Source organism: Rhizobium sp. CCGE 510 (assembly GCF_000292525.1).
Taxonomy (GTDB): Bacteria; Pseudomonadota; Alphaproteobacteria; order Rhizobiales; family Rhizobiaceae; genus Rhizobium.
Window position 1 is genome coordinate 46,468 of sequence record NZ_AEYF01000002.1, and the last position, 12,445, is coordinate 58,912.

Sequence of the window (12,445 nt, forward strand, 5' to 3'; positions counted from 1 at the left end):
GGGCTTCGCTTCAGCCGACGTGGACGGCCCCCGCCCACGTCGCAGCACTTCGGATCATCTGTTCGACATAGGCCGGATCGTCGGCAAATTCGGCGAGCTCGGAGAGACGATGGAAACCCGTCAGGATCGCAATGCGCCGCCGGTCGAGCCGGCGTCCGGTCAGCATTTCATAGGCCGATACGATGCGGGCGGTCAGATCGGGCGAGATGAAGTTCGAGTAGATGAATTCCTGGTGCAGCGGACCGAAGCCCGAATCGGCGAAATCGTAGACGCCGTTGAGCCTCCCTTGCGCATGGTTGAAAGCCATGTTCCAGCCATGGCCGTCGAAGAAGCCGTAGATGTTGCCGTGAGGATCAGGCGGCAAGGTTTCGAAATCGGCAAGAATGGCCTGCGCAAAGCTCCTGAGGTCGGGTGGCAGCAGCGGTAAGGCCTTGCTTCGCAGCGCTTCCGGCGATTGCCATGGCTGGATCGGCCCGGCGCCGGCCGACCGCATACGATCGGCATCGAGCACGTGCAGCTCGGCGTAAAAACGCGCAAGATCATCGGCGAGGCGCCGACGATAACTCTCGCCAAGCGCATCATAATCCTCGGCAATGAGATGTTCGCCCTCGAGCTTGGCATGGCTGGAGAAGATCGGCGGCCCATCGTGAATGTGCATGTCTGGAACCGCCATCGACAGCGACGGCCTGATGATGTCGAGCAAAGCTGCTTCCTTCACAAGCGCTCTTTCCGCGCCCGAATGGCGGGGAAACTTGAAGATCAGCGTGTCATCGACGTCGACGGCAAGCGAATCCCAACCCTTCGCCGCCAGCTTGAAGGCGGAGGCCGTAAGTTCGGGAAACACGCTTATGATGAGAGAGCGAAACTCGCTGGCGTTCAACTCGGTCATGACGACCTGCCTTCTCTGGTTTTTCCGCGGTCTTCCCGCGCCATCGACGGCTTGCGGGTTGATGTCGTCTTCTTGCGAAGGGCCTCCCGCCGCAGCCGTCAAACGGCCATCGGGTACATACCGCCTATATTAGTATAGTTTGAATATTACGGAATATTCATTACAAAAATTTAAGCCGTTATAACCACTTAGTGATTGCGACCCGGGAATTATGTCTTTTTTGCGCCGCAATATAAGTGGCTCAATCGGAGCATAAAATTCGCAACCTTGTTCAACATCCGGTTTGTCGCCCATGAAGAAATTTTGGATCACTGTCAGCGTTATCGCAGTTGCCGCCGTCGGCGTCTGGCAATTCGGAAATCTCGTCCCTTATGCCTCTCGCATTCCCACCCTCTCGCAGTTCATCAAGCAGCCGGCCGGCAGCAATGGTGATGGGCAGCAAGCACAGGGCGATCAGGCGCAGGCCAGTCAAGGACAGGCCGATCAAGCGCAGAACGGTGGGCAACATCAGGGCGGCGGGCGCAGACGCGGCGGCGGTGGCCCGACTGTCGTCAAAACAGTCGCAGCGGTGAAAACGACGCTGCCGACCGATGTGACGGCGACAGGCTGGGCCGATGCCGATGACAACACGACCATTGCCGCACAGGAACAGGGCCTGATCGTCAGCATCGATGCGCAGGATGGGGCGACCGTCAAAGCCGGCGACCTGATCGCCAAGCTGGACGGCCGCACCGCCAAGGCAGCGGTCGACAAGGACAATGCAATGATCGTGCGCGACACCGCCACCCTTTCGGAGGCCGCGACCGCATTGACGCGCGCGCAGGACCTGTTCGACCAGAAGGCGGGCACCCAACAGAGCCTCGACCAGGCGGTCGCCGCCCGTGATACCGCCGCAGCCACTGTTGACGCCGACAAAGCATCGCTTGCCTCCGATCAGGTCATCCTCGAGCACACCGACATTCGCGCGCCCTTCGATGGTCGGCTCGGCGATATCGCCGTCAGCAAAGGTGCCTTCCTCAGTGCCGGCGCGGCAATTGTCACCATCGCCAAATACGACCCAATCTATGTGAAATTCCACCTGCAGGAACGCTACCTGCGAACGTTGAAGAGCGCTCTGTCAGCCGGTCCGGTCGAGGTCAGCACGGTTCCCAAATCCACCAAGGGACAGGTCCGAAAGGGTGAGATCAGCTTCTACGACAATACGGTCGACACGGCCTCGGGCACGATCCTCGCCAAGGCGAAATTCGAGAATGCCTCCGGCGCACTCTGGCCCGGCCAGTCGGTCAATATCGTGGTGCATTTCAACAATGACGAACAGCAGGTGGTGGTGCCGACGGTTGCCGTCAGTCCTGGCCCGGAGGGATTCTTCGCCTTCGTCGCCAAGGACGGCAAATCGTATCTGACACCGCTCACCGTCGCCCGCGCAAATGGCGGCTTCACCGCCATCGAATCGGGTCTTTCGGCAGGCGATCACGTCGTCGTCGAGGGCCAGGGCCAGCTCAGCAACCAGCAGGCGATCAACGAGCAGTTCGACGAAAAGGCGCTTGATGTCGCGTCCGCCGAAGAGCCTCGGAAGCAGCAGTCCGAGACGATCGCGGTGGGAGCTCAGCAATGATCCCCAATTTCTGTATTCAGCGGCCCGTCGCGACGACGCTGCTTGCCATCGGCGTCATTCTGGCCGGCCTTGCCGGTTACCAGCTCGTGCCCGTCGCGGCACTGCCGCAGGTCGATTTTCCGACGATCAACGTTTCGGCGCAGCTGAGCGGCGCCTCGCCGCAGACGATGGCGACCTCGGTTGCGACACCGCTGATCAAGCAGTTCGAGACCATTCCCGGGATCAGCGAAATCAGCGCTTCGAGTTCGCTCGGCAGCAGCAGCATCGTGCTGCAGTTCGACCTCAACCGCAATATCGACGCCGCCGCAGCCGACGTGCAGGCGGCAATCTCGCATGCGACAAGGCAGTTGCCCGACAACCTGACAACGCCGCCGAGTTACCGCAAGACCAATCCGGCCGATGCGCCGGTGATGCTGCTCTCGGTGCAGAGCAACACCATGCCGCGCAGCAAGCTCGACGAGATCGCCGAGGACATCATCTCGCCATCGCTTTCCACCCTCCCCGGCGTTGCCCAGGTCAGCGTCTACGGTGCGCAGACCTATGCCGTGCGCGTCGAGGTCGATCCCAACAAGCTTTTGACCCGCGGCATCGGCATCGATACCGTCAACAAGGCGCTAGCTGCGGCCAACAGCCAGCAGCCGGTGGGAACGCTGCAGAACAACTCGCAGAGCATGACCATCACGGCAAACACACAGCGCACCAACGCCGAACAATTCCGCTCGCTCGTCATCGCCAGTCCGAACGGTGCGCCGATCCACCTCGGCGATATCGCCGATGTGCAGGACAGTGTCGAGAACCAGTATACCGGTAGCTGGTATGACGGCCAGCGCGGCATCATCCTCGCCATTCAACGTCAGCCGGATGCCAACACGGTCGATGTCGTCGATGCGATCAACGCCAAGCTGCCGCAGCTTCACGCCGAAATCCCGCCCTCGGTGAATACCGTCGTCATGAACGACGCAGCAAAACCCATTCGCGATGCCATTTCAGACGTGAAGTTCACGTTGCTCTTGACGATCGGTCTCGTTGTTCTCGTCATCTACCTCTTCACCGGTCATGCCACAGCAACGATCATTCCCGGACTTGCCGTTCCGCTGTCGCTGATCTCGACCTTCGGCATGATGTATGTGCTTGGCTACAGCATCGACAACATCTCGCTGCTCGGGTTGACGCTGGCCGTAGGGCTGGTGGTCGACGACGCGATCGTCATGCTCGAAAACATCCTGCGCCATGTCGAGGAAGGCATGCCGGTGCGGGAAGCGGCGATCAAGGGCGCGGGCGAAGTCAGCTACACGATCATTTCCATGTCGGTCTCGCTGATTGCGGTGTTCATCCCGATCCTGCTGATGGGCGGCGTCGTCGGCCGCGTGTTCAACGAATTCGGCATGGTGGTTGCCATCGCCATCATCTCGTCGGCCATCGTCTCGCTGACTGTGACGCCGATGCTCGGCTCGCGTCTCTCCAACAATCACAGCCGCCCACCGCTCATCATCCGCATCTTCGATGCCGGGTTCGAGCGGACGCTCAAAGGCTACGACAGGGCGGTCGGCTGGTGCCTTCAGCATCGCCCCATAGTCCTCGGCGTTTTCCTCGGTTCGGTGGCGCTGACGATCTATTTCTTCATGACGCTGCCGACGAGTTTCTTCCCGCAGGAAGATATCGGCCGCCTGACGATCAGCACGCAGGCAAGGCAGGACATTTCCTATTCCGCCATGGAAGCGCTGCAGCAGCAGGCGGCGGCGGCCGTCAAAGCGAACCCGGCGGTCAACCACGTGATGTCGACGATCGGCGGCAATCCGAACAAACCGCAGAACAACGGCTCGATGTTCGTCGAACTCAAGGACAAGAAGGCGCGTCCGCCGCTTGACCAGACGCTGCGCGAGCTGCGCACGGCGATCAACAAGATCCCCGGACTGCAGGCCTTTGTGACACCGAACCAGAGCCTGCGCTTCGGCGGCCGCCAGACCGCCAGCCAGTATCAGCTGGTGGTGCAGGCGCTGAGTGCCGATCAGACCAACCTCTGGGCCGGCAAGATTCAGGCGGAGATGCGCAAGAACCGCCTGTTTACCGACGTGACTTCGGACGCCCAGAACAACGCCCTGCAGGCGAATATCGTCATCGATACCGAGCGGGCAGCCGCCTATGGGATCGACAACGACACGCTACGCACGACGCTGCAGGAGTCTTTCAGCGGCTATTCGGCTGCGGAAATCCAGTCGACCGGCGATAGTTACGACGTCATCGTTGAATATGACACCAGCAAACCCTGGGACGACCAGAAGCTGTCGGAAATCCGTGTCGCCTCCGCCAATGGCAGCTTGGTGCCGCTGTCGAACTTTGCCCATGTGCAACGCACCACCGGCCCGGTCACCATCAACCAGACGGGGCAGCTGGTCTCGACCACGGTTTCCTTCAACCTGCCGGAAGGCGTCTCGCTCAGCGATGCGACGGCAGCGGTCGACCAGATCAAGAAGGACATCGCCACGCCGGCAGACGTCTTCACCTCCTATGGCGGCACGGCGGAGATCTTCCAGCAGTCGCAGGGCAATACGCCCTATCTGATCCTGGCGGCGGTGCTGACCATCTATGTCGTGCTCGGCGTGCTCTATGAGAGCTTCATCCATCCGCTCACCATCCTCTCCGGCCTGCCGGCCGCGGCCTTCGGCGCGCTGCTGGCGCTGAAGATCATGGGCTTCGACCTGTCGATCATCGCTCTTATCGGCCTGTTGATGCTGATCGGCATCGTCAAGAAAAACGCGATCATGATGATCGACGTGGCGGTGGAGACCATGCGCACGACGGGCGAAAAGGCGACGGCGGCAATCCACGAGGCCTGCGTCCGCCGCTTCCGGCCGATCATGATGACGACCTTCTGCGCCCTGCTCGGTGCCCTGCCGATCGCGCTTGGCAGCGGCGCAAGCTCGGAACTGCGCCAGCCGCTCGGCATCGCCGTCGTCGGCGGCCTGATCGTCTCGCAGATGCTGACACTCTTCATCACCCCCGTCATCTTCGTCGAGATGGACCGCTTCGGCAACTTCCTCGGCCGCCTGATCGGCGGAAAGAAGGCCGAAGAGCCGGTGGTGCAGGAGGCAAGGGCAATGGCAGCCGAATGATGACGGCCCTCTGAATTCGGTCTTGCCAATTACAGCGCCGCGCGTCCTTTCAGACGCGCGGCGCTGTAACACTCTGAATTGCTGCATAATCCATCCTTAAATCGATTCCGATTTCCGGGATTATGCAGTAGCCCTTGCTGCGAACTTCCTTTCTCCGACCGCGAGAAGAAGTGCGTCCGCGATCACATCGACTTTCGATCCTCTTGAATGTGTCGCGCCACTGTGGCATCACCCGCCCTCCTTGATCCGGGGCGTCCTTTCGCCCTATCGCGGAGTGCTGCTCCGTTTCCAATAACAATCGGCAGGAAGAGGTGCGGGCATGGCTCAGGCGCTGGGTTTGGACTTCGGCACGACGAATACGGTTCTCGCCATGGCGGATGGCGGGGCGACGCGCTCGATGGCATTCACGAGCACGGAAGGCACGGCCGACAGCATGCGTACGGCGCTTTCCTTCATGAAGGATGCGCAACTCGGCGCTTCAGCACTGAAGGTGGAGGCGGGCCATGCGGCGATCCGCCAGTTCATCGACAATCCCGGCGAATGCCGCTTTCTGCAGTCGATCAAGACCTTTGCGGCAAGCGCGCTGTTCCAGGGCACGCTGATCTACGCCAAGCGGCATAATTTCGAGGATCTGATGGAGGTTTTCGTCAGGCGCCTGCGCAATTACGCCGGCGACCACTGGCCTTCGGATGTCAGCCGCATCGTCACCGGCCGGCCGGTGCATTTTGCCGGCGCCAGCCCAGATCCTGACCTCGCGACCCAACGCTACAACGAGGCGCTGTCACGATTCGGCTTCCCGGAAATCCACTATGTCTACGAGCCGGTCGCCGCCGCCTTCTACTTCGCGCAGAACCTGAAGCAGGATGCGACCGTGCTGGTCGCCGATTTCGGCGGCGGCACGACCGACTATTCGCTGATCCGCTTCGAGACGGCCGCCGGCAAGCTGACGGCAACGCCGATCGGCCATTCCGGCGTCGGCGTCGCCGGCGACCATTTCGACTACAGGATGATCGACAACATCGTCGCACCGATGATCGGCAAGGGCAGCCATTTCAAAAGCTTCGACAAGATCCTTGAAGTTCCGTCCAACTACTATTCCAGCTTCGGCCGCTGGAACCAGCTGTCGATCTTCAAGACGACACGCGAATTCGAGGATCTGAAAAAGCTGGTGCGCACCAGCCTGGAGCCGGAAAAGCTCGAAATCTTCATCGACCTCATCGACCATGACGAGGGCTACCCGCTCTATCAGGCGGTGTCGGCGACGAAGATGGCGTTATCGGCCTCGGAGGAAGCGCCTTTCGATTTCGCGCCGCTCGGCCGCGGCGGACATCGCAGCATCCGACGCAGCGACTTCGAAGGCTGGATCGCCGAGGATCTTGCCCGCATCGAAGGCGCGCTCGATGACGTGCTCGACAAGACCAAGACAAAGCCCGGGGATATCGACAAGGTGTTCCTGACCGGCGGCACCTCCTTCGTGCCGGCGGTGCGCCGCATCTTTACCGAGCGCTTCGAGCGCGACCGGATCGAGAGCGGCGGCGAGCTGTTGTCGATCGCCCATGGCCTGGCGCTGATCGGCGAACGCGACGACATTTCGCAATGGACTGTGCAATAGATCAGGCAAGGAAGGGCAATCTGTCGCCTGCCCTTCCAATGCCCCTGTCTCTCCGCTAAACCTGTCAGATGATCTCCGCCAACGACCTCTCCCCCGCCGAGCTTGCAGCGCTTCTGCATTTCCATGCGGATGCCGGCGTGGAATGGCTGCTGGAGGAAGAGGCGATCGACCGCTTCGCCGAGTTCGAAGCGATGAAGGCCGCCCGGCGCCCGGCGGCACAGGCCCAGCCACAAGCTCCCATCGCTGGGGAACGGCCTGTGGCTCGGGATGGCCGGACACCGCCGCGTCCGAATGCAGTGGCGCCCCCGGCCGAACGCGCCGCGTCCGGTCCGCAGCCGGCGATCCCGGATGGTGAGGCGGTGCAGCAGGCGCGTTTCGTCGCCGAGACCGCGCGATCCCTGGCTGAGCTCAAGACTGCGATCGAAGCCTTCAACGGCTGCAACCTCAAGCACAGCGCCCGCTCGACCATCTTTGCCAGCGGTGATGCCGAAAGCGGTATCATGGTGATCGGCTCGGCGCCGGGTGCCGAAGACGATCGCGAAGGCGTGCCCTTCTCGGGAAAATCCGGCCAGCTGTTCGACAAGATGCTAACGGCGATCGGGCTGACGCGCTCGAGCGTTCTGCTGACGCAGGTCATCCCCTGGCGGCCACCTGGCAATCGTGCGCCCTCGGCGGCGGAAATGGACATCTGCCGGCCCTTCATCGAACGGCAGATCGCGCTGGCCGAACCCAAGGTGATCCTGTTGCTCGGCAATTTTTCGGCCCGCTTCTTCTTCGGCGAAAACGACACGATCCACGGCCTGCGTGGCCGTTGGAAGGAAATTGCCGCTGCGGACTGTGTCATTCCTGCCATAGCCAGCCTGCATCCGCAGGATCTGCTGACCGCGCCGGTCAACAAGCGGCTGGCCTGGAATGACCTGCTCGCCTTTCAGGCGAAGCTTAAGTCCCTCTCTCTGCTCAGAAATTAGCCAAAGTTGAATATTTTATGAATTCATCTATGCGTTCTCCGCATGGCTGCATCCCGCCGTGGCGCATTGCGGAATCAATGCTGCACCGCAATATGAGGGGTGTCTTGGGAGGAACCACAGGAACCAAGGCCATGAACAAACGATTTCGTCCTATCCATAGCGGGTTTGAAACCCTTCGCCTCGCCGGCGACCAGGTTCGTACCACCCACGGCTACAGCCGTTTCGGCTTTGCCGCGAACGAACAGATGATCGCCCGCGGCACCGGCATCAACGGCCGCACAGCACGCCCCGACGCGATTTTTTCGGATTTCCAGCAATATTGAGTGGCAGGCGCATCGCCTGCTGTTTAGACTGCCGAACCACTCTACCCTTTGTTTTTACGCAATTCGCGGCAAAAGCGCTTCGCGCTTTGCCTGGGAAAACCGCTTCGCACTTTTCCTGGAATTGCTCTAGCGTCAAGAGTAACCCCAAGATGACGATCCTGATATCGCTTCTGCGTAACATCGAAACCTTCGAGCATATCCGCGTCGCGGTCTCAGCCGCGCGGGAATACGAGCGCGAGCTATCACTCAAGCCGGTCGACGCTGCCCCCTGCATTGGCCCAAGTGCTGCGGCAATCGTTCTCTGATCAGACGGCCATTGCCTCGAACTGGGCTTTCGCCCATTCGAAGGCGTCGTCGACATAGGCGAACTTGACCGCCTGCCAGGCGCAATATTGCTCGACGAAATCCCGCGATATCCAAATGTGCGCCTTGCGTGGTTCGTCATCCCAGCCGACGCAGCCGCGTTGCGCCGCCTTTGCCAAGAGCCGTTGGAGATGGGTGCGCGACATCATGAAATCGGCGGCGAGCGCACGGGTTTCGACACGGCCGACGGAAAACCTATCCGGCTCGCTGCTTTCCATATCCATTCGGGCGATGAAGTTGTCGACCACGAGGCCGCCGGCTTCCGTCCAGAGGAACAGCGCCACCTGTTCGGGCGGCTCGCGCCAGGCGGCATCTTCCAGGCAATGGCGGGCGATGCGCGGCTGAACCAGCCGCATCATTGATGGGTTTGCCTGGAAAAATGCGGCCCTTTGACCGCCGTCAAGCAGATCGAGCGCGCCGAGATTGGAAAGAATCCAGGCAAACATCGCCTGATGGCTGACGTCAGCCGGCTCGAAATGACGTGGCCGCCGCCGCTCGTCGCCGGGCGTGTGAACAATGAAGCGGTAGGTGTAGAGTTCTTCGATGAAGGCGAGGACGGTGTTGCGGCTCGCCACCTTATGCGCGGTGATGCGTCCGGTCAGCCGAACGGCGGTGAAACCCGAGGTCGGGTCACGCGGATCATATTCCAGGTTAAGGGCATAGGCAGTCTGGGTCAGAAGCCAGCGCTGATGCGAAGCGAGCAATCGCGCCAGGCGCGGGCTGGCATCGAACATGCCGCGCATCTGCCCAGCCAAAAAGCGGATGCTCAGCAGAAAGGAGTCGTTTCCCGCCAATTGCTCCGCCGTGAATGCCATTATGCTTTTCTCCACCTCCGCTCGCCGGCTGGCGTTCGGAGCAGCAATACCGAAAGCTTCCCCGGTATCAGCGGCCATTCAGACATGCACAGCTTCGAATAAATGATATCCGCTCATCTTCAACAAACATATTCCGTGAGGCAACGATATCCCAAGAATTCACCATTCTTTTCGCTCATTGCGAGCAATTTTCGCGCTGCAGCACTCCATGCATTAAAAGCTTGCATATCATGCGCTTGCAGGGCGTCAGGCTTGCGGCGTCGTGGCTCTGCGCGCCTCCCTCTGCTCGATGCCGAGCTGATGCTCGCGATAGATGATGAAGATGCCGGCGGAGATGACGATAAGAGTACCGATCAGCATGGTAAAGCTCGGCACATCGCCGAAGACGAAATAGGCGACGATACTGCCGAGCAGGATCGAGGTATATTCGAACGGCGCAATGGTGGAGACATCGGCATGGCGGTAGCTTTCCGTCAGCAGAATCTGCGCGATTCCGCCGCAAAAACCGGCGGCGATGAGGCAGAGTGCCGACGGCCATGGCAGGACGAGCCAGCCGAACGGCAGAGAAGCCAGCGAAAAGACCGAGGCGATGAGCGAGAAGTACAGCACGATCGTCGCCGTTTTCTCCTCCTCGACGAGACGACGCACCTGGATCATCGCCATGCCGCCGAGCACGGCCGAGAGCAGCACGGAGAGCGCGCCGACAGCCTGTTCCGCCTCCATGCCGCCGTCGCGAAACAGCGTGAGTTTCGGCCAGGAAACGATGGCGACGCCGACGATCCCGACCAGGACGGCACTCCAGCGATAGATGCGCACGGTCTCGCCGAGAAAAACCGCGGCGAAGACGACGGCGACCAGCGGCAAGGCGTAGCCGAGCGCGATCGCTTCCGGCAGCGGCAGATGCAGCAGGCCGTAGAAACCGAAAGCCATCGACATGATGCCGATCGTGCCGCGCTTGAGGTGGCCGACCGGATTGGCGGTGTAGAAGGCGGCGCGCAGTTGCCCGATATAAGCAAGATAGGCCATGATCGGGAAAAGCGCGAAGAAGGACCTGCAGAAGGTGACCTGGCCAGGTGGGATGTCGGAGCCGGCCAGCTTGATGAAGGTCTGCATGGCCAGGAAGACCACGACCGACGAGACCTTCAGCGCAATGCCTCTCATCGGGTTTTTGAGAACCGCGTGCATGATCCTGGCTCTTATATCGACTTAACAGCAACGGGGAGACGCGTTCGACTCGGGAACGCAGAAGATGACGTCTCCCATCGTAGCGAAGAAAATCCCGATTGGCCAAAAAATCGCAAGCAGCGTGGAAGAATCGCAAGATCACCTTCGGGCGCGCGCTCGACGGTGCGGAATGCGCGCCCGCGCGTCGATTTTTTGCTCTCTTCAGCCATTTCGCCCAAAATGTTCGCCTTTGGCCGGTCGGTGTTAACCAATTGAAAACCATAGGCACGCATCGTTTTTGCTTAGTCGAAATTTTCTTCGCCCTGCAACGATTGCCCGCCCCTTCCAGGATCATTTGATGAAGCCGCTTAGCGCCGAAACCATTGCCCAGTCGCAGAATGCGACACCGCGCTCGATGCGCGTCGTCACCGACGGCATCAGCACCGACCTCGAGCGCTTCAGCGCCGACAACACCAATATCGTCAAGCAGATCAAGCTGCTCGCCATCAATGCGCTGATCGAAGCGGCAAGAGCCGGCGAGACCGGAAAGGGCTTTGCAGTGGTTGCCAACGAGGTGCAGCGGCTGGCGCAGATCGCCACCGACATCACCGGCAGGTTCGAGAGCAACGTGCTCGGCCGCATCGGTCTCAGCCGCGCCATGGCGGATTCGCTGGTCGAGGAGATGGAGGGCGTTCGCCTCACCGACCTGGCGCAGACGCTGGTGCAGTTGATTGTCCGCAACCTTTTCGAGCGCACGGCCGATGTGCGCTGGTGGGCGACGGACCCGGCACTCTGGCAGGCGCTGCGAAACCCGGATCGGGAAACCATCGCCTTCGCGGCGGAGCGTCTCGGCGCCATCAACCGCTTCTACACTGTCTATCTCGATCTGGTAATGACCGATCTCTCGGGCAAGGTGATCGCATCGGCAAATCCCAAGTTCCAACGCAAGATTGCCGGCACAAGCCTTGCCGGCGATCCGTGGTTCCGCGCAGCGTCTGCCTGCGCCTCCGGCGACGCGTATAGTGTCGACGAAGTCAAAGCCAGCCCGATCCATGACAACAGGCATGCACTCGTCTATGCCACAGGCATCCGCGAGGAAGGCAAGCTCGACGGACGGCTGATCGGCACGCTCGGCGTCTATTTCGACTGGCAGAACCAGGGCCAGGCGATCGTCGAGAAAGAGGCGAACCTGCCGCCGCAGCTGGCGGAGAAAACGACGGTCATGTTGCTCGACGGCAAGAGCCGGGTGATCGCCACCACCAACCCCGCCTTGCTGTTTTCCCATTTCGCCCTCGCCAATCCGTCCGGCCGGGCCAAGGGCAGCTACTACGACAATAACGGCTCGATCGTCGCCTTTGCACGTACCCTCGGCTACGAGGATTACGACGGGCTTGGCTGGTACGGCGTCGTCGTGCAGCGGACGGAAAGTGACGCGACGATCAAGGCGGCACTCAATCTAAAGTAGCGCCTCTCGCCCAGGCAGCCGCGTCCTTCAGTTTCCAAGAGAGTATTTTGCCCGTGAACTTGGTGTTCGCGGGCAATTTGCTTTAACTTTAGTTCAGACTTTAATGTAATCATGCCCG

General features: G+C 60.8%; 11 protein-coding genes. 8 read left to right on the top strand and 3 right to left on the bottom strand.

The genetic code is table 11. The annotated features are described in order from the left end of the window. Positions 1-10 precede the first annotated feature (10 nt). Positions 11-889: an aminoglycoside phosphotransferase family protein gene (locus RCCGE510_RS01930; protein WP_007626608.1), complete on the bottom strand. Its 879-nt coding sequence runs from the start codon at positions 887-889 to the stop codon at positions 11-13. A 292-nt stretch (positions 890-1,181) separates the two neighbouring features. Here RCCGE510_RS01930 and RCCGE510_RS01935 point away from each other — a divergent pair, with 292 nt between their 5' ends. The 6 genes from RCCGE510_RS01935 (at position 1,182) to RCCGE510_RS35075 (ending at position 8,825) form a co-directional block, all read left to right on the top strand. Beyond that, positions 1,182-2,504, top strand: a complete 1,323-nt coding sequence (locus RCCGE510_RS01935) for an efflux RND transporter periplasmic adaptor subunit (RefSeq protein ID WP_007626609.1) — start codon at positions 1,182-1,184, stop codon at positions 2,502-2,504. Continuing rightward, positions 2,501-5,617 carry an efflux RND transporter permease subunit gene (locus RCCGE510_RS01940; RefSeq protein ID WP_007626610.1) on the top strand — a complete coding sequence of 1,039 codons (3,117 nt, stop codon included), beginning with the start codon at positions 2,501-2,503 and terminating at the stop codon, positions 5,615-5,617. Before RCCGE510_RS01935 ends, RCCGE510_RS01940 begins: the two co-directional genes overlap by 4 nt. 319 nt (positions 5,618-5,936) lie before the next feature. Then, a complete protein-coding gene (locus RCCGE510_RS01945) occupies positions 5,937-7,229 on the top strand; it encodes an Hsp70 family protein (protein ID WP_007626611.1) in 1,293 nt (430 codons plus the stop codon). Positions 7,230-7,297: 68 nt separating this feature from the next. Next, complete coding sequence (locus tag RCCGE510_RS01950) at positions 7,298-8,197, top strand: uracil-DNA glycosylase (RefSeq protein ID WP_007626612.1); 900 nt, start codon at positions 7,298-7,300, stop codon at positions 8,195-8,197. A gap of 131 nt (positions 8,198-8,328) precedes the next feature. Next, positions 8,329-8,520 (top strand): hypothetical protein, encoded by a 192-nt coding sequence (locus RCCGE510_RS01955; protein ID WP_007626614.1) that lies wholly within the window; start codon positions 8,329-8,331, stop codon positions 8,518-8,520. A 149-nt stretch (positions 8,521-8,669) separates the two neighbouring features. Continuing rightward, entirely contained in the window at positions 8,670-8,825 is a 156-nt protein-coding gene (locus RCCGE510_RS35075) for a hypothetical protein (protein WP_007626617.1), read from the top strand. Here RCCGE510_RS35075 and RCCGE510_RS01960 read toward each other — a convergent pair whose 3' ends face one another. Beyond that, positions 8,826-9,698, bottom strand: coding sequence for a hypothetical protein (locus tag RCCGE510_RS01960; protein WP_007626620.1), 873 nt, complete (start codon positions 9,696-9,698; stop codon positions 8,826-8,828). 246 nt (positions 9,699-9,944) lie between these two features. Continuing rightward, positions 9,945-10,883, bottom strand: a complete 939-nt coding sequence (locus tag RCCGE510_RS01965; protein ID WP_007626621.1) for a DMT family transporter — start codon at positions 10,881-10,883, stop codon at positions 9,945-9,947. A 98-nt stretch (positions 10,884-10,981) separates the two neighbouring features. Between RCCGE510_RS01965 and RCCGE510_RS34625 the strand changes: the two genes are divergently transcribed. Beyond that, positions 10,982-11,221, top strand: a complete 240-nt coding sequence (locus RCCGE510_RS34625; protein ID WP_007626628.1) for a hypothetical protein — start codon at positions 10,982-10,984, stop codon at positions 11,219-11,221. Next, positions 11,221-12,327, top strand: coding sequence for a methyl-accepting chemotaxis protein (locus RCCGE510_RS35935; protein ID WP_007626630.1), 1,107 nt, complete (start codon positions 11,221-11,223; stop codon positions 12,325-12,327). Before RCCGE510_RS34625 ends, RCCGE510_RS35935 begins: the two co-directional genes overlap by 1 nt. Positions 12,328-12,445 lie beyond the last annotated feature (118 nt).